26 protein-coding genes are annotated in these 23,537 nt (G+C 57.3%); 9 read left to right on the top strand and 17 right to left on the bottom strand.

From position 1 onward, the window contains the following. Positions 1-2: 2 nt before the first annotated feature. The gene (gene pta / locus KP808_RS04930; RefSeq protein WP_058400583.1) at positions 3-2,093 is read right to left on the bottom strand and encodes a phosphate acetyltransferase; all 2,091 of its coding nucleotides are present in this window, start codon (positions 2,091-2,093) and stop codon (positions 3-5) included. A 77-nt stretch (positions 2,094-2,170) separates the two neighbouring features. Next, entirely contained in the window at positions 2,171-2,476 is a 306-nt protein-coding gene (locus KP808_RS04935) for a DUF3565 domain-containing protein (protein WP_005733216.1), read from the bottom strand. Between the two features lie 14 nt (positions 2,477-2,490). Here KP808_RS04935 and KP808_RS04940 point away from each other — a divergent pair, with 14 nt between their 5' ends. The 3 genes from KP808_RS04940 (at position 2,491) to KP808_RS04950 (ending at position 4,885) form a co-directional block, all read left to right on the top strand. Then, complete coding sequence (locus KP808_RS04940; RefSeq protein WP_002552205.1) at positions 2,491-2,976, top strand: FKBP-type peptidyl-prolyl cis-trans isomerase; 486 nt, start codon at positions 2,491-2,493, stop codon at positions 2,974-2,976. A 132-nt stretch (positions 2,977-3,108) separates the two neighbouring features. Beyond that, complete coding sequence (locus KP808_RS04945) at positions 3,109-3,597, top strand: glutathione peroxidase (protein ID WP_002552206.1); 489 nt, start codon at positions 3,109-3,111, stop codon at positions 3,595-3,597. A 184-nt stretch (positions 3,598-3,781) separates the two neighbouring features. After that, positions 3,782-4,885, top strand: a complete 1,104-nt coding sequence (locus KP808_RS04950; protein ID WP_230017555.1) for an NADH:flavin oxidoreductase — start codon at positions 3,782-3,784, stop codon at positions 4,883-4,885. Here the strand turns inward: KP808_RS04950 and KP808_RS04955 are convergent. Then, a complete protein-coding gene (locus KP808_RS04955) occupies positions 4,854-6,074 on the bottom strand; it encodes a glycosyltransferase family 4 protein (protein WP_230017556.1) in 1,221 nt (406 codons plus the stop codon). The two genes, KP808_RS04950 and KP808_RS04955, sit on opposite strands and share 32 nt — an antisense overlap. Positions 6,075-6,415: 341 nt before the next feature. Between KP808_RS04955 and KP808_RS04960 the strand changes: the two genes are divergently transcribed. After that, positions 6,416-6,838 carry a flagellar protein FlhE gene (locus tag KP808_RS04960; protein WP_230017557.1) on the top strand — a complete coding sequence of 141 codons (423 nt, stop codon included), beginning with the start codon at positions 6,416-6,418 and terminating at the stop codon, positions 6,836-6,838. A gap of 41 nt (positions 6,839-6,879) precedes the next feature. Here KP808_RS04960 and KP808_RS04965 read toward each other — a convergent pair whose 3' ends face one another. Further along, positions 6,880-7,368, bottom strand: a complete 489-nt coding sequence (locus tag KP808_RS04965; protein WP_230017558.1) for a hypothetical protein — start codon at positions 7,366-7,368, stop codon at positions 6,880-6,882. A 347-nt stretch (positions 7,369-7,715) separates the two neighbouring features. Here KP808_RS04965 and KP808_RS04970 point away from each other — a divergent pair, with 347 nt between their 5' ends. Continuing rightward, complete coding sequence (locus KP808_RS04970; RefSeq protein WP_122281313.1) at positions 7,716-8,312, top strand: hypothetical protein; 597 nt, start codon at positions 7,716-7,718, stop codon at positions 8,310-8,312. Between the two features lie 97 nt (positions 8,313-8,409). On the opposite strand, the gene KP808_RS04975 is transcribed toward KP808_RS04970, so the two are convergent. After that, positions 8,410-8,754 (bottom strand): hypothetical protein, encoded by a 345-nt coding sequence (locus KP808_RS04975; protein ID WP_230017559.1) that lies wholly within the window; start codon positions 8,752-8,754, stop codon positions 8,410-8,412. A gap of 182 nt (positions 8,755-8,936) precedes the next feature. Further along, on the bottom strand, positions 8,937-9,698 hold the full coding sequence (gene cysZ / locus KP808_RS04980; RefSeq protein WP_029240951.1) for a sulfate transporter CysZ: 762 nt from the start codon (positions 9,696-9,698) through the stop codon (positions 8,937-8,939). Positions 9,699-10,065: 367 nt separating this feature from the next. Between cysZ and trxB the strand changes: the two genes are divergently transcribed. Continuing rightward, a complete protein-coding gene (gene trxB, locus KP808_RS04985) occupies positions 10,066-11,028 on the top strand; it encodes a thioredoxin-disulfide reductase (RefSeq protein ID WP_004659967.1) in 963 nt (320 codons plus the stop codon). 67 nt (positions 11,029-11,095) lie between these two features. On the opposite strand, the gene KP808_RS04990 is transcribed toward trxB, so the two are convergent. The 7 genes from KP808_RS04990 to KP808_RS05020 form a co-directional block, all read right to left on the bottom strand. After that, entirely contained in the window at positions 11,096-11,437 is a 342-nt protein-coding gene (locus KP808_RS04990; RefSeq protein ID WP_230017560.1) for a HopJ type III effector protein, read from the bottom strand. Then, on the bottom strand, positions 11,430-11,726 hold the full coding sequence (locus tag KP808_RS04995) for a DUF1244 domain-containing protein (RefSeq protein WP_122281315.1): 297 nt from the start codon (positions 11,724-11,726) through the stop codon (positions 11,430-11,432). The genes KP808_RS04990 and KP808_RS04995 overlap by 8 nt, the downstream gene beginning before the upstream one ends. Positions 11,727-11,769: 43 nt before the next feature. Then, on the bottom strand, positions 11,770-12,141 hold the full coding sequence (gene folX / locus KP808_RS05000; protein ID WP_002552214.1) for a dihydroneopterin triphosphate 2'-epimerase: 372 nt from the start codon (positions 12,139-12,141) through the stop codon (positions 11,770-11,772). Then, positions 12,141-12,704 (bottom strand): GTP cyclohydrolase I FolE, encoded by a 564-nt coding sequence (gene folE / locus KP808_RS05005; protein WP_058400591.1) that lies wholly within the window; start codon positions 12,702-12,704, stop codon positions 12,141-12,143. The genes folX and folE overlap by 1 nt, the downstream gene beginning before the upstream one ends. 21 nt (positions 12,705-12,725) lie before the next feature. Further along, the gene (folM, locus tag KP808_RS05010) at positions 12,726-13,436 is read right to left on the bottom strand and encodes a dihydromonapterin reductase (RefSeq protein ID WP_058408870.1); all 711 of its coding nucleotides are present in this window, start codon (positions 13,434-13,436) and stop codon (positions 12,726-12,728) included. Between the two features lie 233 nt (positions 13,437-13,669). Further along, positions 13,670-14,236: an antibiotic biosynthesis monooxygenase gene (locus KP808_RS05015; protein ID WP_003346204.1), complete on the bottom strand. Its 567-nt coding sequence runs from the start codon at positions 14,234-14,236 to the stop codon at positions 13,670-13,672. A gap of 151 nt (positions 14,237-14,387) precedes the next feature. Further along, positions 14,388-14,993: a hypothetical protein gene (locus KP808_RS05020; protein WP_002552218.1), complete on the bottom strand. Its 606-nt coding sequence runs from the start codon at positions 14,991-14,993 to the stop codon at positions 14,388-14,390. A 209-nt stretch (positions 14,994-15,202) separates the two neighbouring features. On the opposite strand from KP808_RS05020, the gene KP808_RS05025 reads away from it, so the two are divergent. From KP808_RS05025 to KP808_RS05035, 3 genes are all read left to right on the top strand, one after another. Then, positions 15,203-15,655 (top strand): flavodoxin, encoded by a 453-nt coding sequence (locus tag KP808_RS05025; RefSeq protein WP_230017561.1) that lies wholly within the window; start codon positions 15,203-15,205, stop codon positions 15,653-15,655. A 111-nt stretch (positions 15,656-15,766) separates the two neighbouring features. After that, positions 15,767-16,678 (top strand): SDR family oxidoreductase, encoded by a 912-nt coding sequence (locus tag KP808_RS05030; RefSeq protein ID WP_058400593.1) that lies wholly within the window; start codon positions 15,767-15,769, stop codon positions 16,676-16,678. A 223-nt stretch (positions 16,679-16,901) separates the two neighbouring features. Next, positions 16,902-17,447: a hypothetical protein gene (locus KP808_RS05035; RefSeq protein ID WP_005733202.1), complete on the top strand. Its 546-nt coding sequence runs from the start codon at positions 16,902-16,904 to the stop codon at positions 17,445-17,447. A gap of 212 nt (positions 17,448-17,659) precedes the next feature. Here KP808_RS05035 and KP808_RS05040 read toward each other — a convergent pair whose 3' ends face one another. From KP808_RS05040 to KP808_RS05055, 4 genes are all read right to left on the bottom strand, one after another. Further along, complete coding sequence (locus tag KP808_RS05040; RefSeq protein WP_122258153.1) at positions 17,660-18,463, bottom strand: SirB1 family protein; 804 nt, start codon at positions 18,461-18,463, stop codon at positions 17,660-17,662. Between the two features lie 81 nt (positions 18,464-18,544). Continuing rightward, complete coding sequence (locus tag KP808_RS05045; protein WP_058400596.1) at positions 18,545-19,417, bottom strand: alpha-amylase family protein; 873 nt, start codon at positions 19,415-19,417, stop codon at positions 18,545-18,547. Between the two features lie 31 nt (positions 19,418-19,448). Continuing rightward, on the bottom strand, positions 19,449-21,413 hold the full coding sequence (locus KP808_RS05050; protein ID WP_230017562.1) for an NfrA family protein: 1,965 nt from the start codon (positions 21,411-21,413) through the stop codon (positions 19,449-19,451). Beyond that, complete coding sequence (locus tag KP808_RS05055) at positions 21,410-23,530, bottom strand: glycosyl transferase family protein (RefSeq protein ID WP_058400598.1); 2,121 nt, start codon at positions 23,528-23,530, stop codon at positions 21,410-21,412. The genes KP808_RS05050 and KP808_RS05055 overlap by 4 nt, the downstream gene beginning before the upstream one ends. Positions 23,531-23,537 lie beyond the last annotated feature (7 nt).

Here is a 23,537-nt window from a genome sequence, read left to right on the forward strand (position 1 = left end):
CATCAGGACAGCGTGTCGGCCTGTATCGCCGTCAGTGCGATGGTATAGACGATGTCATCCACCTGTGCGCCACGTGGCAGGTCGTTCACTGGCTTGCGCAGGCCTTGCAGCATCGGGCCAAGGCTTACGCAGTCGGCACTGCGTTGCACCGCCTTGTACGTAGTATTGCCAGTATTGAGGTCCGGGAACACGAACACGTTGGCACGTCCTGCCACCGGGCTGTCCGGAGCCAGCTGTCGGGCGACATGTTCGTTGGCGGCCGCATCATACTGCAGCGGCCCGTCGATCAATAGATCGCGCCGGGTTTCCCGTGCCAGTTGCGTTGCTTCGCGGACCTTCTCGACTTCTTCGCCGCTGGCCGAGTTGCCGCTGGAATAGCTGATCATCGCTACCCGTGGCGAAATGCCAAACGCAGTGGCTGAGTCGGCGCTTTGCAAGGCGATCTCGGACAGCTCGCTGGCACTCGGGTGCGGGTTCATGATGCAGTCGCCGTACATCAGCACCTGCTCGGGGAACAGCATGAAGAACACTGAAGACACCAGCGTGCAGCCTGGCGCGGTCTTGATCAGTTGTAGGGCTGGCCGGATGGTGTTGGCGGTGGAGTGAATGACACCCGATACCAGCCCGTCGACTTCGTCCAGCGCCAGCATTACGGTGCCGATGACCACCGGGTCTTCGAGCTGTTGCTCGGCCATGGGCGCGTTCAGGCTTTTGTTTTTGCGCAGTTCCACCATCGGCGCAATATAGCGCTCGCGAATCAGCTCCGGGTCAAGAATCTCCAGCCCCGGTGGCAGCTCGATACCGTGTGCCTGAGCCACGGCCTGCACTTCCTCGGGTCTGGCCAGTAACACACAGCGGGCGATACCGCGCGCCTGGCAGATGGCCGCCGCCTGAATGGTCAGCGGTTCATTGCCTTCGGGCAGGACAATACGCTTGTTGGCTGCCTGCGCTCGCTGGATCAGTTGATAGCGAAACACGGCAGGCGACAGGCGCAGCTCGCGGGGGGTGCCGCAGCGCTGGTGCAGCCAGCTTGCGTCCAGATGGCTGGCCACGAAATCGGTGATGTTTTCCGCGCGCTCGCGGTCATCGATGGGAATTTCCTTGTTCAACTGATTGAGCCGGTTTGCCGTGTCATAGGAACCGCTGCTGACCGACAGCACCGGCAGACCGGCCTGGAATGCACCTCGGCACAGTTCCATGATGCGCGGGTCGGGCACGGTATCGCTGGTCAGCAGCAGGCCCGCCAGCGGTACGCCGTTTATTGCCGCCAGGCTCACCGCCAGAATGATGTCGTCACGGTCGCCCGGCGTCACGACCAGCACGCCCGGCTTGAGCAGCGGAACGGTATTGAGCACCGTTCGGGCACAGATGATGATTCTGGACATGCGCCGCTGATCGTAATCGCCTGCGTTGAGCACTTGCGCGCCCAGCAATTCGGCCACATCACGAGTCCGCGGCGCATTCAGTTCAGCACGATAGGGAATGCAGCCCAGCAGTCGGAAATCGCCACTGCGCAGCAGTGGAGAGTGCTCTTTCAGGCGTGAGGCGAAGACTTCCATGCTTTCTTCGGTGCGCACCTTGTTGAGTATGACGCCCAGCACCTTCGGGTCCTTGGGGCCACCAAACAGCTGGGCCTGCAATTCGACCCTGCCCGACAGCTCGGCAAGCACTTCGTTTTCCGGGGCAGAGACCAGAATGACGTCAGCATCCAGGCTCTTGGCCAGATGCAGATTGACCCGCGCGGCATAGCTCGCGCTGCGGGTCGGGACCATGCCTTCGACCACCAGCACGTCCTTGCCGACCGCTGCCTGTTGATAAAGATTGATGATCTCTTCGAGCAGTTCATCCAGCTGACCATCGCCGAGCATGCGCTCGACATGCGCCAGCCCCAGAGGCTTGGGCGGTTTCAGGCCGTGGGTGCGGGCCATCAGTTCGGTCGAGCGTTCGGGGCCCAGATCGCCGGGGTGCGGCTGGGCAATCGGTTTGAAAAAACCTACTTTCAAGCCTGCGCGCTCCAGTGTGCGCACCAGGCCCAGGCTGATAGAGGTCAACCCCACGCCAAAGTCAGTGGGGGCGATAAAAAAAGTCTGCATACTGGCTTCTCGATTGAGCAGTGCAAGGGTCGCAGCACATAGGGAACAGCTGCTGACCAAAAAAGTCCGGAAACCGTCTAACGCGATTTCTCTGCGGCAAGACTATCGTTATCTGCGGCATTAGCACACCAGCCGCAGCGAAAGGCCTGACCTGTCATCTGTTGGCGTTTTATCGGGTCAAGAACCCAGGCTCGCGACTGCCATGGCGGCTGATGGCGCAGGTGCTGAGTGTGGCCGCAGGACAGCACGGCAATCCAGTGCCCTTCTTGATCCTGTTGCAAGTTGATAACAGTTGAACCTTCCATTCTGGGCCGTTTGTCAGAGTTGCGTTCGCTTTCGGGCGATTGCTTGGTTAAACTTGCTCGTTCTTCAATCTTAAGCAAAAGGTCTTGTCCCCATGCCGATCGCCGCCAATAAGGCTGTCTCCATTGACTATACCCTGACCAACGACGCTGGTGAGGTCATCGACAGCTCTGCCGGTGGTGCGCCGCTGGTTTACCTGCAAGGTGCAGGCAACATCATCCCGGGCCTGGAAAAGGCACTGGAAGGCAAGGACGTCGGTGACGAGCTGAAGGTAGCCGTCGAGCCGGAGGATGCCTATGGTGAATACTCCGCCGAACTGGTCAGCACCCTGAGCGCCAGCATGTTCGAAGGTGTCGACAAACTCGAAGTCGGCATGCAGTTCCACGCATCCGGCCCGGACGGCGGCATGCAGATCGTGACCATCCGCGATCTGGACGGCGACGACGTCACTGTTGACGGCAACCACCCGCTCGCTGGCCAGCGCCTGAACTTCGACGTAAAGGTTGTGGCTATCCGCGATGCCAGTGAAGAAGAAATGGCTCACGGCCATGTTCACGGTGAAGGCGGTCATCAACACTGATTTGTGCTGCTAAGCTCAGGTCACTGAAAAGGCGCCCTGGCTGTTCTGCGATGACGACTTTCGTTACGCGTGCGGTCACGGTGCCTTTTTTCAGGTTGTGGCTTTGGGTTACTTGTTTCAAAAGGGGTTCTCATGAGTGCTTTTCACGACATCAAATTGAAAGCGCTGGGTGGTCAGGAACTGCCGATGGCGGGTTTCAAGAACAAAGTGGTTCTGGTGGTCAACGTCGCGTCCAAATGCGGGCTGACACCGCAATACGCAGCACTTGAAAACCTCTATCAGCAATACAAGGACAAGGGCCTTGAGATCCTCGGGCTGCCGTGCAACCAGTTTGCCGGGCAGGAGCCGGGCAGCGAAAAAGAGATCGCCGAATTTTGCGAACTCAATTACGGCGTGACCTTTACGCTGGGTGAAAAACTCGACGTCAACGGGCCTGATCGGCATTCGCTTTATCGCCTGCTGGCTGGCGAAGGCGCCGAGTTTCCCGGGGATATCACCTGGAATTTCGAAAAGTTTCTGGTCGGCAAGAACGGTGGAGTGAGCGCGCGTTTCTCTCCGCGTACAGCACCGGATGATCCTGCAGTGATTCAGGCCATTGAAAAGGCCCTGGCACAAAGCTGATCACCTCGCCGGGGAAGCACCGGGTTAGCGTGTGCTCGCCCGGCTGTCTTGCGCCTTGGCGGCTTTTGCACTCAAATCAGCCAAATCAATAGTACTGGGCCAGCGCTGATGCCCGGCGATATTCTGCGCCTCTGATCCGGCGCTTGTCGCCGTAGTGCAATCGACTATTTTTCCGGAGTTTCACATGTCGGTAGAAGCCTTGTTCACGCCTTTCCGTCTGGGCAGCCTGGAATTGTCGTCGCGGGTGGTGATGGCACCCATGACCCGTTCGTTCTCGCCGGGACATGTACCCAACTCAAAGGTTATCGAGTACTACCGGCGTCGCGCGGCGGCAGGGGTCGGGCTGATTGTCACCGAAGGAACGACGGTCAACCACAAGGCTTCCAACGGCTACCCGAACGTTCCGCAGTTTTTTGGTGATGCGCCACTGGCGGGCTGGCGCAAGGTTGTTGAGGCGGTGCACGCAGAGGGTGGCAAGATCGTCCCGCAACTCTGGCACGTAGGTGCGGTTCGTCGTCCCGGTACCGAGCCGGACGGTAGCGTGCCTGCCTACGGGCCGATGGAGAAGGTCAAGGACGGTCAAGTGCTGGTGCATGGCATGAGCAAACAGGACATTGATGATGTTGTGGCCGCTTTTGCTCAGGCCGCTGTCGATGCCAAGGCGATTGGCATGGACGGTGTCGAAATTCATGGGGCCCACGGTTATCTGATTGATCAGTTCTTCTGGGAGGGCAGCAATCAGCGCAGTGACGAGTACGGTGGCAGCCTGGCCAACCGTTCGCGATTTGCCATCGAGCTGATCAAGGCGGTGCGCGTCGCGGTTGGTGCGGACTACCCGATCATCTTCCGTTTCTCACAATGGAAACAGCAGGATTACACCGCACGTCTGGTGCAGACGCCCGAGGCGCTGGGCGAATTCCTGCAACCGCTGGCTGACGCCGGGGTGGATATCTTCCATTGCTCTACGCGGCGTTTCTGGGAGCCCGAGTTTGAAGGCTCTGACCTGAACCTCGCAGGCTGGACGCGCAAGCTGATCGGCAAACCGACCATTACCGTCGGCAGTGTCGGGCTGGACGGTGAGTTCCTGCAGTTCATGGTCAACACCGACAAGGTCGCTCAGCCGGCCAGCCTGGAAAACCTGCTGAAGCGGCTGGGCAACGACGAGTTTGATCTGGTGGCGGTGGGACGTGCCTTGCTGGTCGATCCTGACTGGGCATTGAAAGTGCGTGAGGGGCGCGAGCAGGACATCCTGCCATTCAGTCGAGAGGCACTGACGACACTGGCCTGATCTTCTTGGTAGCTGCCTGCCTGGTCTCTTTGACATTTACAGGTTTTTCGCCCGGGCAGGCCTCACGCAATTGTCGTTCGAACTGATCGATGATTGCCGTCCAGCCCTGGCGACTGGCGTGTTGACGAGCATTGAGGCGCACCCGGCGCAACGTTTCGCTGTCTTCCAGCAACCAGCGCGCCGCGTCGATGAACGCCGTCTCGTCACCCGGCATGGCAAGGGCTCCATTGTGGCCATGGCGAATATGCTGCCCGGCAGCGGCTTCGTCGTAAGCGACCACACCCAGCCCTGAGGCCAGCGCTTCAAGGACCACGTTGCCGAACGTTTCGGTCATGCTGGGGAACAGAAACATATCTGCCGAGGCATAGTGCATGGCCAGCACTTCACCGCGCTGAGTGCCGCAGAAGATCGCATCCGGGATCTGCTGCTCAAGCTGCTGGCGCTGAGGCCCATCGCCGACAACAATCAGTTTGATATTACGTTGCGGGTAACTGTCCTTGAGCGTTTCGAAGCTGGCTTTGAGCAGGCCCAGGTTTTTCTCGGGTGCCAGGCGGCCGACGTGTATGACGCTGATATCACCCGCTTGCAGGCCCCAGCTTTCGCGCAGAGCCTGCGAACGCCTGGACGGGTTGAACATCTGGCTGTCCACGCCGCGAGACAACAACTCGATTCTTTCAAAGCCGCGCCGCTCCAGTTCCATCTTCTGGCTGATGCTCGGCACCAGCGTCATGCGCGAGCGGTTGTGGAACCAGCGCAGGTAGTGGGTCAGCAGCCGGGTGATAAAACCCATGCCGTATTGCTGCGTGTACTGTGGAAAGTTGGTGTGAAAGCCACTGATCACCGCTATACCCAGACGCCGCGCTGCCCGTAGCGCCGACAGCCCCAGCGGGCCTTCAGTGGCGATGTACAACACATCCGGTCGACGCCGCTGCCAGCGACGCAACAGCTTGTGCATAGAAGACTGACCCCATTGCAACCCTGGATAGCCCGGTATCGGCCAGCCCCGGCATAGCAACAGGTCTTCTGCGGCACCTGCGTTGGTCTCGTCATTCTGGCGCGGCCGGACCAGCTCGACCCGGTGCCCGCGCAACCGCAACCCTTCACAAAGACGCCCCAGGGTATTGGCAACGCCGTTGATCTCGGGAATGAAGGTTTCAGTAATCAGGGTGACGTTAAGAATTTTGCTCATGGGAGCAGTTTCGGCTGGTTACATTTCGGTTATGTGGCGGTTGTGTGATGGATTGGTGATAGGACGCTGGGAGATAGGTTAGCGGACGTGAAAAAGCGCGTAGTAGCAAATAGGTAAATGGATCAATTGTAAAATGTTTTTGTAAAAAAACATGATTAAGCATATTGACGTCCTACAAAAGTTTACAAGATTTCCCAAAGGTGTGTAGTGCGCGCCAATAGGTGTTGATGTTAACGGTCTACCCGGTAATGTCTGGTTATCGAACTTAATGGTTCGTTAGCGCTGAGTTGGAAAGACTGAGTTTTCAGTTATTTCTGCTTATATCTATACTGGGAAATAAAATGAAATTTAATGACAAAAAGTTGAAGTGGAATTATTCGGCCTCAGGAATTGCTTTGGCGCTTTTAGCCTATTCAAATTTTGCACTGGCTGGAAACTATCAATCATCGGTCGCTTTGCCGGTTATTCATTCAAAAGGCTACATGCACACTGCCGCGCTGCCAGTAAGCAGGCATGTGCCCCCGGTGGCAACGATCAAAAATGTCAGTTGGAACTGGAACGTGGCGGGCTGGCCTCAAGGCCTTGAGATCTATTTATGCCAAGGGGCCAGCGTGTGCCTTAACGTATCCCGCCAGCGAACGGGCTCCACAACTTTCTTTGGCAATCAATTGGCAAGTCGCACGTTTTATTACACGATGAAGATTGGAGAGACAGGAAGAGTCCCGGTGGCGGGACAGCAAGGAAGAATCACTGTCGATTGGTAATTTCACAGGCGCCCTCCCCTCGAGTGGGGAGGGCGCTCATGCTACCAATTAGCCATGTCTCGAAATGCTTTAGGAAGAGCGTCATTAAAGTTTAATATTTTCTCAAGGATTTTAGCTGTCGGCGTACCTTTCAAGTACTCCTCTTCATAAAGGGCTCTTCTCTCTTTATGCATCCAACCCTCTGTTTTCTGAAAGTAAGCGCTTGACTCGGGTGTTACGACTTTTCCAGTAGCACAGTAACGAATGACAGGATAATCAGATAAATCCACCGCTTCACCATTCAGTGAGTTATGAGCATATTGCGTGGCAAGGAAGCTTGCTTCCCTTGGGTCGTTTTCAGCCTGTGCCATCAACTTGTGCCTGAGCTCTCCCCCTCGCAGAATTGTATGAGGGGCTTCTTTTTCAAGGATGGTTTTTTGGAGCACGTTAGCGAAGATTCCAGGTGTCGATGTGGTGGTGAGCGGTGTTGTTTTTTGTCGTACTCCCAACGGCGTAACGTTCAAAAACGGCTTAGAGTTGATATAGGTCATTTCAACGGTCCTCTCTTAATTTCCATTGCTCTATGGCTCCTGTTGTCTAGACGCAACAGAGCAAGCGCAATGCCAATATTGAGATATTAGTTTGGTCCTACACGCTTGAGCCGAGTGGGCAGGGTGTTAATTTTTTTGGCCGACAGAGAAGGCCTACATGAAATTTTTTGAAACGCTGGCAACGTTTGTTTTTTAGCGGCAACCGCTTGCCGACTGTCAGATAGACGAGTTTGGTCATGGTTGTAAGGCTTGAAGTTTTTGTTTGTAGGAAGCTTCTTTATAGCTATATTTTTTGCAGGGTTTTGATTCGTCTGATAGCATCCGCTCTCTTTTCAAAGGGATATGAAATGTCAGATTTAATGTATGCGCCACCGAAAGCCAGCCTGGAAAAAGATGAAACGGACAGTAGAGGTCCGGAATTTTATGTCGTGTCTCTAAAGAAATTCTTCATTCTGTATCTTTTGACATCGGGCTTTTTCGCGATTCACTGGTTTTATCGAAACTGGTCGCTGAACAAGAAATTTTCAGGCAGTAAGGTGTGGCCCGCTGCGCGTGTGATCTTCGCCGTTATTTACGCCTTTCCACTATTTCGCACTGTGGACAAAAGTCTGCGGCGACAGGGGCGTGGTCACATGGCGTACTGGGCGATTAGCGGCCTGGTGTTGCTGGCGTTGACTATTGCGGGGATGGTGCTTTCGCAAGGTGTCGCTGGGCATGTGCAATTCAAACCGGTCGGCGGCTGGCTGGTATGGGCGGTTCTGCTGGCCACTGCGCAAACATTTAATTTAATGCTGGTGCAGTCGAAGATGAATGCTGCGGCGCTTGATCCAGACGGAAGTACCAACTCAAGATTGACATGGGCCAATGGCCTATGGATTCTTGCCGGGTGTGCTATCTGGTTGATGAGTATACCGACCTACCTCTCTGCGTCTGCTGCAGCGTAGATACTACTGACGCCAATTGAAGTGCCGAACAGATCATCCATTATCTATTCGGCACTCTTTCAGGCTTTGTCGTCACTCAGCCAGTCACTCAGAGCAATCAGCCCAGGTCATTGACCAGTTGGCCGATCACTTCACCTACCTTGGCCAGGTCCGGCGCAGCCAGGCGATGTTCATCGGCATACGAATATGCCACGGTGAACAGGCCTGCGGTGCGAGTAGAGTAGGACGGAGCGTCTTTCTCGAAAACACGGTTGGCTGCCTCGGCAGTCAGGGAGCTGGAACTGATGACCAAACGTTCTTCCGGGTTATTTACACCGTTGATGTAAACGTTGTCTGGATTGATCGACCATTCGGCCAGTTCACTGACCAGAAACGCACGAATCTTTTCTTCGATTGTGGCGTTTTTAGCGGCAAATGCAGCAGGGTTTACTGGAGTATTCATGATTTAACTTCCTTGTTAAGTTCATGTGTCGCATGTTCGATGGAAGCGGACTTCACATGAACGGGTTGGTTGAGGCTCTATTGAGCCTCAGTCGAAAGAGCCTTGTGCGGTAAATATATATAGCGAGTGATTTTTATCAGATAGTCCGGGCCGTATTGCGCGGCCCGGTGATATTTCGGGGTTCAGCCCCGTGCCTGCGTCACCGGCAACGCATCCGCCCCGCGCTCGCGCACCCAGAACAATGTCGCACCGGCCACTGCGGCGGGCATCATCAGCAGGTTGACCACTGGTATCAGCAAGGCGACGTAGACAATGCCGCCGAAGCTCAGGCTTTGCCAGCGCTTGCTTTTCAGCCAGCCGAGCATTTCGTTCCAGCCTAGTTTGTGGTTGTCGGCGGGGTAGTCAATGTACTGGATCGCCATCATCCAGACGCCGAACAACAGCCACAGCGGAGCGGCGATGATGTTGGCCACAGGGATGAACGACAGAATGAACAGCCCGAGCATGCGCGGCAGCATATAGCCCAGCTTGCGGGCTTCGCGGGCCAGGGTACGTGGCACCATGGCCACCAGTTCGGCCCAGCTGAAATCCGGTGAATCGTCCACGCCACGAACCACGGCTTCGACTTTTTCGGAGAGAAACCCGTTAAACGGCGCGGCGATGATGTTGGCGACCACGGTGAAGGTGAAAAACACCATCAGCAGGACCAGCACCACGAACAGCGGCCAGAGGATATAGCTGAGAAAGCTCAGCCAGTGAGGGAGCGTAGGCATGAAGGTGTCGACCCACAGCTCGAACTGGTGCACCGCCAGATAGATCAGGCCGCAGAACAACACCACATTGATGCTCAAGGGCAGCAGGACGAACAATCGCAAACCAGGACTGAGGACCAGGTTCAGTCCCTCTCTGAGGTATTGCGGGCCGGTAAGGGCGGGCGCGGGCATGGCAGTCTCCAGGTGCTTGAAAGGCGTGACCTTACCGGCTTTGTGATAGCCATGAAAGAGTTGATGGCTGTCGGCGCTCAGCACCATTCCCCGAGCCCTGAACGCGCTTGCCGCGGCCGGATGTTCGCGCGAGTACACTGCTGTCGGTCAGTCACCCTATAGAAGTGACCTATGGGGTGGATTGTGAAACGATATTTCCTTAACCTTTGCTACCCCGATAGGCTTGGCACCAATTTCAGGACCTGTCTCAGGAGTCAGAACTTTCAGGATCCGCCGAGTGAATGGCACTTCCCCAAGTGTTTCGGCGGTCCTTTTTTATCCAGCTGTTTCGATTGCGGCTTGAACAGTCGGTCGACAGGAGTGTGTCATGTCAGACGTACGTCATTCCCGAGTGATCATTCTCGGTTCCGGCCCTGCCGGTTACAGCGCTGCGGTTTACGCCGCCCGCGCCAACCTCAAGCCTCTGCTGATCACCGGCATGCAGGCTGGTGGTCAGTTGACCACCACCACTGAAGTCGACAATTGGCCGGGCGACCCCCATGGCCTGACCGGTCCGGCGCTGATGGAGCGTATGCGTGAGCATGCCGAGCGTTTCGAGACTGAAATCGTCTTCGACCACATCAACTCCGTTGATCTGGCCGGCAAGCCGTTCAGCCTTCAGGGCGATAGCGCAACCTACACCTGCGATGCACTGATCATCGCCACCGGTGCCAGCGCCCGTTACCTGGGCCTGCCTTCGGAAGAAGCGTTCATGGGCAAGGGGGTTTCTGCCTGCGCCACATGCGATGGCTTCTTCTACCGCAACCGTGAAGTCGCGGTAGTCGGTGGCGGTAACACGGCGGTGGAAGAAGCGCTGTATCTGGCCAACATCGCCAGCAAGGTGACTCTGGTTCACCGTCGCGAAACCTTTCGCGCCGAGAAGATCCTGATCGACAAGCTGCACGCACGTGTCGCCGAAGGCAAGATCGAGCTCAAGCTCAATGCCACGCTGGACGAGGTATTGGGTGACAACATGGGCGTGACCGGTGCGCGTCTGAAGAACAATGACGGGACCAGTGACGAGCTGAAAGTCGACGGCGTATTCATCGCCATCGGCCACACGCCGAACACCTCGCTGTTCGAAGGGCAACTGGCTTTGAAAGATGGCTACATGGTTGTGCACGGTGGCCGTGAAGGCAATGCGACTGCGACCAGCGTTGAAGGTGTGTTCGCGGCCGGTGACGTGGCTGACCACGTTTACCGTCAGGCCATCACCTCGGCTGGTGCAGGCTGCATGGCGGCACTGGACGTCGAGCGTTATCTGGACGGTCTGGCAAACGCCACGTTCTGATTGGCGTCCCTCCAAGACTCTGCAACCAGGTTCTCGTGCCAATGCGTTGGCACGAGAACCCGTCAGCTCAAGCCTTGCGCTTGAGCGGTTCGCCTTCGAATTTCACACCTGCCAGCCCATGTTTGATCAGCGCACGGATATTGCCGTGGTCGCTGCCTTTGGGCGTGGCTTGCACCGAGCGGTAGTGCTCGCCAAATGCCAACAGTGCCTCTTCATCGCTCAAACCTTCGAGTAGCGCCAGGCCCAGAGTCTTGCAAGACCCTTCGTTTTGCCCGGCGGCATTGTCGACGTCGCCGTTTCTGAACGGCTGAGGCTGATAATCGTAACCTTCTGCGATAAAGGCCAGGGTATCAGCGAACACATGCTCGCCGCTGCGCAGGCTGGTGCGCAGGGAGTTCAGATCAGTCATGTTTGGGTTCCTTGGCGAACGCCGCCTGTTGTTCGGCGTTTGCTTCTTTCTGGTATTGGGCTTTCCAGTCGCTGTACGGCATGCCGTAAACCACTTCGCGCGCATCATCAAGGCTGATGTCGATGTGCTTTTCATCGGCGGCGGCCTTGTACCACTTGGACAGGCAGTTACGGCAGAAACCGGACAGGTTCATCAGGTCGATGTTCTGGACATCCTTGCGGCTGTCCAGATGCGCGACCAGGCGACGGAAGGCTGCAGCTTCGAGTTCGAGGCGTTCTTGCTCGGTCATGACGGGCTCTTTTCAATAGACGGTTTGCGTCATGATAAGAGTTTCAGCGTTGACCGGCGAGCGTGATCGATACCGATTCGGCAAAGCGCAGCGCATGCGGCTTGTCGACTTCCACTTCGGCGTAGGTCACAGCCTTGTGGCTCATCACCAGGTCCAGCACTTCCTGCGTCAGTCTTTCCAGCAGGGCAAAGCGGTTGCCCTCGACATGCTGAATGATGGCCTTGGTGATGGTGCGATAGTTGAGAGCATGCTCGATGTCGTTATCGCGAACGGCTTCCTGTGCGGCGTAGAGAATCGTCAAGTTGATCAGCACGTCCTGCTTGTTGACGATTTCGTCTTCGTTGATACCGATATACGTGCGCAGGCGCAGGTCTTTGACCCGGATGCGCGCGGTGCCAGGTTCGAGTCTTGCCATTATTGTCTGCTCCGTCCGATCAATTGCAGAAACTCCATGCGGGTGGTGCTCGAGTCGCGGAAGGCACCCAGCATCACGGAAGTGTTCATGGTCGAATTCTGTTTTTCGACACCGCGCATCATCATGCACATGTGCTTTGCCTCGATGACCACGGCTACACCTGCGGCCCCGGTGACTTGCTGAATGGCGTCGGCAATCTGTTTGGTCAGATTTTCCTGAATCTGCAGGCGACGGGCAAACATGTCCACAATGCGCGCGATCTTCGACAGGCCCAGCACTTTGCCGGTAGGTATATAGGCCACATGCGCCTTGCCTATGAATGGCAACAGGTGGTGCTCGCAGAGTGAATACAGCTCGATGTTCTGGACAATGACCATCTCATCATTGTCCGAAGCGAACAGGGCGCCGTTGACGATTTCGTCGACGCTCTGGGTGTAGCCGTGACAAAGATACTGCATCGCTTTGGAAGCGCGTTTTGGCGTGTCCAGAAGGCCTTCGCGGTCTGGATCTTCTCCAAGACCGAGCAGGATTTCCCGGTAATGCTGTGGCAGGGATGAGCTCATCAGAATGTTCCTCGGGGCGGCTTACTTGACGTGCCGTCCGCCGTTTACGGTCAGTGTTGTGCCGGTGACATAGGTGCTGTCCAGAAGGTAGCGCAGGCTCTGGTAGATCACTTCTGCACCAGGCTCTATGCCCAGGGCCGACTTGGCCAGGGCGTTGGCGCGGTAGGTCGCATCGTCCTTGGGTTGAAACATCAACAGCGCCGGTGCTATGCCGTTGACTTTGACAAGAGGGGCGAAACGGGCAGCGAAGGACAGCGTCAGGCTTTCCAGGCCGGCCTTGGTTGCGCAGTAGGCGATGTGCTTGCTGCTGCCCTTGCGGGTCACGTCATCGCTGATATGCACGATGTCAGCGACCTCACTGGCGGTCAGCAACGGCTCACAGTGCAGATTGATCAGGTAGGGCGCCAGCATGTGTACGCTGAACATGCGCGTGAAGTTATCGGCTTCCTCGCCCGGGTTTTCTGCCAGCCACTCGGAAGCATTGTGTACAACGGCGCGCAAGCTTGAAGTCTGGGTTTTCAGCAGATCGATGAACGCCATGATCCCGGTTTCGCACGAAAAATCGCCGTAGAGGGCCACCGCTCCGGCCTGGCGCAGTTCCGTCACGCTTGCGTGTTCAGTGCGATAACTGATGATGACCCGATGTCCATGCTCAAGCAGGCGCAAGGCGCAATGCAGGCCTACGCGCTGGCTGGCTCCGGTGATCAGAATCGGTGCAGAAGATAATGTCATCGACAGCTCACGTATCGGTTATCCACAGTGGACGGGGATTGTACGGTCGATTGTTTCTTCCGGTTTACAGGCAAAGTTATACCAGAGAATTTTTTTGTACAACCCTGGACATCATGAAACTCGCCGAGGCAGTGCTCGCAGGCGCTGAGCACGGGGAGGCTGAGGGAACGAGCGGCGCTGGGACGCGACCAAGACCTGTACCGAGGTGTAAAGGTGTACAGGTCTTTATGAGTCTAGCGAGGGGAAGGTGATTGAGTAGGGCGTGCCGGTGCAGGCGTGCTCTGCAGCCAGGGTGCGAGCAGGCGTGTGGACAGCGGGATGAACAGGTAGACCATCAGCGGGGTGAGCACCGCTGTACTGATCATGATGCGCGGTAACAGGTCCAGATGATTGAGCAACGGGCCGAGTAGAAAGTTGAAGATCAGCGACACGGGGAAAAACGCCAGCCAGATCGCGACAGCCTGTTTCCAGCGTGGCGGACGCTGATCGATTGCGCCGAACCAGCCGTCGATGCCGCTGACCCGATGCTCCGAGGGTTGTGCGAAAAGACCGCTGCCGCGCACCAGCCAGGAGCGTCGAGAGGCGGAATGCTCCCAGGCGTGCATGGTGTGCTCATCGGTAAAGCGGAAAATGATCTGAAATTCATCATCGCCAGGCGGAGGCGCCAACACGCCGGAACCCAGATACCCCGGGAAATCCGTGGCCAACTGTTCGCCTTCGTGCAGCCAGGCCATCATTTCATGGTAGCGACCCTGTGCCACGCGGCGGGCGACCATCAAGGTGACGGGTGAGGTAGACATTGTGTATCTCCGGTAGAGGCGTGAGATTCCCGGGTAGGGAGGTCACATGCCGCGATCCGGGGTGGTGGGTCGCGACAGCTTCACTTGAAAAGCAAGCAAGGATTATTCCTGAAACGCTGACGGACCGGTAGAGCTTTGCGGTGTTGGCTGATTACTTGTGCAGGGAAGGGTGCTTGCGGCGATGCTCTTGCAGGATGTACTGACGCAAGCGCTCGGCGTCGTCCTTGCCATGCTTGCTGAAGTGATAGGCGCCGAAACTGTGTTCGGTCATTCGCTCCAGCTTGCCACGCATCGGGATAGGAGCCTGACCTGGCGGGTTGAACCAGGCTGAGAAGTTTCTCGGCAGCTTGCCTTCCTTGCGGTACTCAAGCAGCACGCCCTTGAACGACAGCTCGTGAACCCAGAGCGCCGTCAATGCACCCTTTTCGGTCTCAAGCGGGATCGGCTCTTCAAGCACGAGCCGCCAGGGGCGAATCTTCGGGCCTTCCTCGAAAATACTCGGTGCGCCCAGTTCCAGATGCAGCGCATGGAATTCGTCCTCGACCAGATGCAGAGGGAAATTCATCTGCTGGTTTTCGAACTGCGCATGGATCGTGACCTGCTCGTGAGCAGCCAGACGTGTCAGCAGATCCTGAATCTGAACCCCGCCATTGACCAGAAGGCTACGCGTGCTGTCGCGCACGTTCAGCTTCGGATTGCGCTGCATGCTCTGGATAAAATCCAGTTCAGCCTGTGTGAGGAGAGAATCAGGTTGCATTGGCGGAAAGCTCGGTCTGACCGGTTATTGAGAACAAAGACCATTGATTCCGCAAGTTGTTCGGACCGCTCATCATATTTTTCCATTTTAATGTTTCAACTTGGCTGTGCTTTTTCCGTGCCGGCCAAAGGCAAAAGGGTCCGTAGAAAATTCAGATGGCATTCTAGGGCATAATGTTTCACTTTTTTTCAGCTGCTGCAGGAATAGCCATGAAAGTTGCCATCGTGTGTGGAACGGTCTACGGATCGGCCGAAGAAGTTGCCAGACACGCCTCTGCACTGTTACGTGCTGCTGGTCACGACACACTCGTAAACCCTCGGCTCGCGTTGCCTGACGTGCTGGCTTTCGAGCCGCAGGCCATCCTCGCGGTGACGTCTACCACCGGGATGGGAGAACTGCCCGACAACCTCATGCCTCTCTATTCAGAGCTTCGTGATCTTTTGCCTGCCCAGCTGCGCGGCTTGCCGGGTGGTGTAATCGCATTGGGTGATGCCAGCTACGGCGACACCTTTTGTGCAGGCGGCGAGCAGATGCGTGAATTGTTCGCTGAACTGGGTGTGAATGAAGTGCAGGACATGCTGCGTCTGGACGGAAGTGAAAGCGTGACCCCGGAAACCGACGCCGAGCCTTGGCTGGCAGCGTTCATCAAACACCTGGGCTGAAATCATCCCGCTGCTTTATTGAGCATGATTCAGCACTGCGCGTGTTGATTGTGACTGGCAGGTGCCTGGACGACACTCATCGCAACGTTTCCTTTGATCCTGGAGCCTGCGATGAGTGAGTCAGTGCGTTTTGAAGATAAAGTCGTGATTGTGACGGGCGCAGGAGGCGGGCTGGGAAGGGCTCATGCGCTGCTGTTTGCACAGCACGGCGCGCGGGTAGTGGTCAACGACCTGGGCGGTTCTGCCCATGGCGAAGGGGCCAGTGCTTCGGCTGCCGATCGCGTTGTGGCCGAGATTCGTGAAGCCGGTGGCACCGCTGTAGCCAACCATGACTCGGTGACTGACGGCGGGCGCATAGTGCAACACGCGCTTGATGCCTTCGGTCGCATAGATGTGCTGGTCAACAACGCTGGCATCCTGCGCGACAAGACCTTCGCCAAAATGGAGGACGCCGACTGGGACCTGATTTACCGCGTCCATGTCGAGGGTGCCTATAAGGTCACACATGCCGCCTGGCCATACCTGCGCGAGCAGAATTACGGGCGTGTGATCTTCACTTCATCGACATCCGGCATCTATGGCAACTTCGGCCAATCCAATTACGCAACCGCCAAGCTCGGGCTTTACGGACTGACTCGCACCCTCGCGCTGGAAGGCCGCAAGCACCGGATTTTCGTCAACGCCATAGCCCCGACCGGGGGCACGCGCATGACCGAGGGTCTTATTCCTGCCAACGTATTCGAGCTGCTCAAACCTGAACTGATCAGCCCGTTGGTGGTGTACCTGGGCAGCGAACAGTGTCAGGATAGTGGCGATCTGTTTGAAGTGGGCGGCGGCTGGATCGGCAAGGTCCGTTGGGAGCGCAGTCAGGGAGCATGCTTCGATCCGCAGGCAGGCTTCAGCCCCGAAGACGTTGCTGCACAATGGCAGACGATTGCTGATTTCGATCAGGCCGCGCACCCCGCCGACAATATCGAGGCGTTGAAAGAAATGATGGCCAATCTGCAGAAATACGCTAATTAAGCAGGTTCTGGGATACGAGGCGGCTTTGGAAAAGAAGTCTCTGTTAGGTGCACGATTTTATAACTGGTTAGTTATTTATCGGAATTGTTACCGTGTCCTGTAAGAACTGTCTTTTGGCTTTGTAGGCTCGGTATGGATTTCTGTGTTGCTATTAATTAAGCAGTTTTTACTCCGATATGAAGTTTGAACACATTCATATAGGGAGTATCTCGTGGGAAGAACAATGTGGGGTGACCTGCCACCGGTAACTGTCGCTGCGCCGCCCGAAAGACTCAAGCTCAAGAAGGCCGCAGCGCAGGTTAGTCAGGTGTTGCAGGAGGTCGGTGAGAACGCCGTTGCGCTCAACTCGCTGGCGATGGAAAAGCGTAAGATGAAGCCGCTGTTCAAGGGATTCAACCCCGAGCAGATTACGCCCAAGGACCTCAACAGGGCAGGGATGATCTTGTACAAGTTCGGCATGATCGACAATCATACGGCCGAACTCATGAGCCGAGCGGGCGATGAATTCGACAAGAAGGGCAAGCTGGTCGACCCCAGTAAAGAAATCAATGCACTGGAATTCTTTGCCAATCGAATTATTGAAATGAAAGAAAAGGCAATGAGCGGAGACCCGTACGCCAAAGTGTTATTGCCTGATTACATTCGCACGATTCATATCATGCAGAATCTTCAGACGTTTGCCGAGTCGGGCGACAGTTACGAGATGCGCAAGATCAAAGATATGGAAAACAAGGGGCTGGTCAAAAAAACACCAAACGCCAAGGCGTGAGGGTGTATCGACACTAAAACGTCTGGCAATAAAAAAGGCCGCTGCATAGATCGCCACGCAGCGGCCAAACAAAACGCAGGATCAAGGGAGCTTGCAAATCCACGTCGATTTAACGGGCGCAGGTTACCTGCCATTACTGTTCTGAAAAATCCCCGTACAGGATATGCAGCATTACTCCGCAGGTAATAATTCGCGGGGAATGTGCAAGGGCGTCAGTGAACGCTGTGGTTCGCCGGCAACCGGCTCAGGCGCTCGGCAAGCTCGATTCGTTGCAGGGGGTCTTCGCTGAGCAACAGCGCGCGCTCCAAGTCGAAACGTTCGGCCTGCGGGCATTCAAGGCGTTGATAAAGGCTGGCGCGGGCCAGGTGATCTCCGCTGGTTGCCTGACCCAGCTCGACGATGCGGTCGGCGTCCTTGAGCGCAGCGAGAAAGTCATCGTTGATCTGATGCAGATGCCGCAGGTTACGCGACAATCGCTGCAGCATGCTGGTCGGTGTTGCGCGTGTCATGTGTTCGGCGCGCAATTGCATGGTCGGGCCGAATTGCCGGATCAACAGCTCGCGGCAGTCTCTGGGGTAAAGCCTGCGCCCGCTGCAGGGGTCGAGCAAATGATCGGCACCTGGCACACGCAGCAGAAAGTGGCCTGGAAAGTTCACGCCCTCCAGCGCAATCTCCAGCCGCCGTGCTATCTCCAGCGCGATCAGTGCCAGCCCCAATGGCTGGCCGCGACGCTGCTGCATAACCTTGTGCAGCAGCGCCGAGTCGGGTTTGGGCGGGTTCCAGTCATCTTGCTGAAAACCCAGTGCATTGAGTTGTCGCAAAAGCGGTTGCGCGAGTTCAGGGGCTGGCAAGACCGGCAGCGCAGCGTCGATCTGGCGCTGTAACAGGTCCATGTCACTGATCACCGCATGCCGGGCAAAGTGTGCGTCATGCTCGCTCGACACCCATAGCGCTGCTTCAAACACCGAGGGCGGTGTCTGTTGCAGACAGGCCAGGCAATGCTGACGTGGAGTCATCGACCGCTCCGTGCAACTGAAAATCCAGTAGGAAGACTCTTTGTAGCCCCGCGCGGGAATTTCGTCCAGCGCCAGTTGTTTCTACTTGTTCAGGGCTTTTATCAAGTCGGGCGTCACATAGTGCGGACCGTCGAACAGGTACAGCGGATAGCCATCGAAAGCCGCTATTTGCGGTTTCAGTTCGGCAGCCGTCGCCGGTCGGAAACCTCCACCCACTTGCGGGCGAAACGCTTCGACGATGATTCTGACGCGATTTTTGCCCAGCCGTTTACGTAACGCGTCTGCGTAGGTTCGGGCAACCGGAGCGGTGCGCGCATAGACACCCACACCGTCCTGAAAGAACACGCCGATATCGTCCGGCAGCCAGGTTTTCAGCCAGTCCGCAGTGGCGGCGGGGCCGATGTTGGCACCATCGTAGACGCTGATCCACAACGGCCTGGGCAGCTTCGCCAGCAGCGCGGGTAATTCCTTGGCGCGACTCCAGCTGGGGTCTACCTCGGCCGGGAAATACCAGCCGGTGACATTGAGCGGCGTTTTCACTTTGGCCAGTTGTGCCGAAAGCACTGCCAACTGTTCGATATTGTCCCTTGAGCGGTTTTCGCTGAAGTACCCGGCCAGCCCGAGAATCACCTCCTGCGCCCAAGGTTCCTTGCTGATCCGCGCCCAGTCCGGCAGCACCGGCACGTTGGCCATCTGGGTACCTGGTATGAACGACTGGTCATCGACCGCCGTCCATTGCACGAGCAACTGCCGTGCGCCGAGTTTGTCCCAGTTGCCGCTTATCCCCACCGTTGCGTTATCCGGTTGCCAGACGATGCCGACAATTCCCGGCCCACTGGGCTGTATCAGTTGATACAGCTCGCTTGAAACGAGGGTCAGCGCACCTACCAGGGCGGCTGCCAGCGAGGTCTTGATCAATGCTGTCTGTCGTAGCAGTGCGGCCAAAGCCTTCAAACATTACTCCCTGATGGATGACTCGCGATTGTCACCACGAGAATGTCATGCGTGCGAACACGCCTTCTGCGCGGTCGTCGCCAAAGACTTTCTCGCGGTACTGCACCGAGAAGTCGACATACGACTGTGGCGCCTTGTACGTGTCCTCGCGAAACCAGTAGCGCACGCCGGTGCCGACACCCAGCCCGCCAGCGTTGCCGGATGACGTACTGCTGCGGCCACTGCTGTCGACTTCGCTGCGCATCTTCGAATCGTAATCCACTGCGGCGACCACGTGTGGAAACACCACCAGTCTGGGGCTGATGCTGTCCAGACGAAAGCTGCGTCCGACCTGCCATTCACTGTTGAAATAGTTGCGCTTGTCCTGCAAATAACGGCCGCCCTCAGCATACAGCTGCGAGGTCCACCAGCTGGGCACGTCGACGCGCAAATCAGTACCTATGCTGGAACCATAGCCCAGACGTACCAGCCAGTCGCCGTCGGCGTTGGAGTTGCCCAACGGAAAGGTACGCTCAAAAGCACCGATGACGTTGACTGAGCTGAACGGCTTGACCCTGACCCCCAGCGCTCCCTGCAATGCATCCGCGCCGGTGTCGGAGTCGCCGTCCTTGCTCCACAACGTGTCGGTCACGCGCCCGTAAAGCTCGACGAAGCGCGCATTGCGGTAGCCCAGTGGTCGCCAGAACACTTCGGTGCTGTTCTGCACACTGTCAGTGTTGCTGCTCGGTGCGCCGTTCAGGCCGCTGCTGGTGCTGGCACCGCGGTACGTCGTGGTGTTGGTCAAACCCCATTCACGGGACAGATCGGAAACGGCGCGCCGGGTGTCGAACACCTGTTGCGCGGGCATCTGCAAATCACCGGCCTGCTGATAGTCGAGCACGCGTTTGAAGTAGGCGATGGCCTGCACGTCGTCCGGTGTACGCATGGCGCTGTAGGCCGCGTCCTGGACTTCACGAGGCTTGAGCCCGGCGCTGCGGTCGACTCGTTTGAACTCGTCCAGCGCGCCACGATCGTCGCCCGCCTGGCTGAGGAAATAGGCAATCTGCACTTCATCGCCGGGTTGCAGTTCGCCCGCATCGCGAGCTTTCTGCAGACGTTGCAGCGCCTCGCTCGGCTGGTCCATCGCTGCGTACAAGGAAGCTTGCTCGCGCAGGGGCAGATTACCCACGGCGAGTGCCTGAGCGAAGTCCTGACGCGCACCGTCCTGATCGCCCAGGCGTTGACGCATTTGTCCGCGCTGGACGAGCAGGGTGGCGTCGTTGCCATTCAGCGCCAGTGCTTCGGTAGCCGCAGAGCGCGCTTCGGCATATTGCCCCTGAGCAATCAGGGCGCTGACCAGCAGCTTGCGGTAGGCCATCTGTTTGGGAAAACTGCGCACAGCCTCCCGCGCCTCGCTGACAGCGGTGTCGTTATCTCCGCGTGCCAGTGCCTTATAACCAGAGGCTGCCTTATCGACTGCTGCCTGTTCCTGAATCGCTTGCCGACGACGAGTCAAAACCGGCTGTGGACCGACTGCCTGCTCTGCATCGTTGATGGCCAGCTGTGCTTCGTCCAGACGCTGCTGACGTTGCAGCGCCTCGATCAGCATCATGCGGTAATCAAGATTTTTCGGTGCCTGTGCGATGGCCTTGCGCGCATGGTTTGCCGAGCCGTCGTAGTCGCGATTGGCATACGCGCGCAGCGCCTGATTTCCCTCCAGGTAGCCCGGTTTTGGGCGAGCCTTGGGGAAGCGCTGAGGGTGATCGCGTCGGTATTTGTCGCGTTCGGCCAGGGCAATCAGATCACGCAACTGATCGGCATCCGCACGCTGGCGCAATGCCTCTCGCGCTTTGGCAATAGCGAGGTCGTAGTCTTTGCGGTTGTAGGCCATGTAGGCTTCGTTGGCGATGGCATACGCAGGACCGGTCAACGGCAAAGGCAGTGTTTCTGCCTGGCTGAGTGGTGCAACAAGACTCAGGCCGCTCACCAGCAGCGACAGGATGAAGGGGCGCTTCATAGTGGCTGCTCCGTATGATCGTCAGATCGGTAATGGTTGTGTTGACGCGCCACTGCCTGCTCGATGGTTTCTCGGGGCAGCACGCCGATGTCGACCAGGTAATCGCCGATCCGGCCATGCACATGCGGGCGGTAGCCGAGCATGGCTTTCTGGAATACTTCGCGGTCCAACAGGCCTTGCTCGATCAGCAGGTCGCCCAGCAGCGGGGCAGTGGCTGGCAATGGTTGGCCCTCGACTACCTGAAGCTGACGCAACTGCGCGACGATGTCGCTTTCACGCGCAATCAACTGCACCGGCTCGGCACCCAGTTGCTCGGTAATCTGTTGCAGACCTTCATCCGTCAACGGGCTGGCCACGGCAATTTCCTGACGGCCCAGCGCATTCATTTGCAACGGTACAACGCGCCAGCGCAGGCAGAACTCATCGGCCAGGACACTGGTTGCCGAACGTTTGCCAGCGACGTCGAAGACCCGCGGCAGGTCGTTCTGGAAGGCGATGGCCTCAGCCAGGGTCTCGTCATCGAGCCAGCCATGGCTCAACAGAATCCGGCCCAGTGGCACTTGGCGAGTCTGTTGCTCAGTCAGCGCGGTCTGCAGTTTTTCGTCGTTGATGGCCTGCCATGAGATCAGCACGCTGCCCAGACGACGTGGCGCGACGGCGACCAGATCGGTAGACGGAAAGTCATGCATGGTCTTGTCCCAGACCAGCTTGCGGTTGAGCACTTTGCCCACCAGAAACATCCGCCAGGCGCGTGCCGCAGCCATGAAGTTGACGAAGTTGCCCACCACCATGCGCGGTATGGACAACAAGCCGTGCTGCCAACCGTAAAGCACCGTAGTGAAGTAGCAGCGGTGCAGGATCCGCCACAGCAACGCGATGCCGTTGGCCACCAGCAGGTACTGAATCAGACCTGTGGTTTCAAACGGGGTCGGAAAGCTGGTGTTCCACAGTCCGCTGGAGCGCAGCACAATCAAGGCCAGCAATTGAATGAGGATAAAGTAAGCGAGGATGCTGACGAACGATGTCACCACGCCCTTACGATCCCGAAACAGCAGGTAACGGTTGGCCAGCGACCCGGTCCAGCCCATTTGCTCCCAGCCCTGCAGGCCGATGCCCAGAGTCCAGCGCGCTTTCTGGCGAAAGGCGGTACGGAAGGTGTCCGGGAAAAATTCACGCACACACAGCGGCATTTCCAGCGTCGACTCATACGGCTTGCGGAACCACGATTTGCGCAACACCCGAAATTGCACCGGGAAGCGCACAAAGATCGCCTGCATACCGTATTTCGCCAGCCGAGCGCCTACGTCGTAGTCTTCCGTCAGGCTTTCGGTATTGAAAGGCTGGTTCTGGTTTTCATCGGCCAGCACCATCAGTGCACGTCGCGAGAAGCAGGTGCCGACGCCAGCCGAAGGCACGGTATCAGTCATGCTTTCGCGCACGACCAAATCCTTGCCGTGCCATTCGGCAAACTCGTCCATGTAGGTGCCTGCAACCCATTCGTACCAGTTGCGCTCCAGTGACACGACCGGCAACTGGATCATGTCCTTGCGTGGCAGCAGGTAATTGAACAGGCGCAGTTCAAGCGGGTGCAGCACGTCTTCGCTGTCGTGCAGGATGGTCCCGGCAAACTGTACGGCGTGAGTCTTTTCGTACAGAAAAATCGCCTGGATGACCCAGTTCAGGCAGTCGGCCTTGCAGGTCGGGCCGGCGTGCGGCACCTCCACGCGATGCAATTGCTTGTAACGGCGACGCATGCGCTCCACTTCATCGATGGTGCGCTGGTCGTTGATGTAGGTGCCGACGAACACAACGTAGTTCTGGTAATCGAGCGTCGACACCATGTTTTCGATCATCGGCGCGATGACGTCGTATTCCAGCCAGGCCGGGACCATGATTGCCAGCGGCTGCTCGTCGCGGGCAATCAACTGCTCGGCGGTCAGTGGCCGGTAGCGGCGTTCGGCGGTGAACTTGCGGTACAGCCGCCTGGCCCAGTACCAGATATCGATGAACAGGTCATCGATACTCGATACCAGGATAATCAGCCCGACAACGATCGTCGCGACTTCCAGCACGCTGTAGTAATGGGCCAGCCAGTAAGGCCAATAGAGCGACGTCATTGCGGCG

The sequence above is a fragment of the Pseudomonas savastanoi genome, assembly GCF_020917325.1.
Taxonomy (GTDB): Bacteria; Pseudomonadota; Gammaproteobacteria; order Pseudomonadales; family Pseudomonadaceae; genus Aquipseudomonas; species Aquipseudomonas amygdali.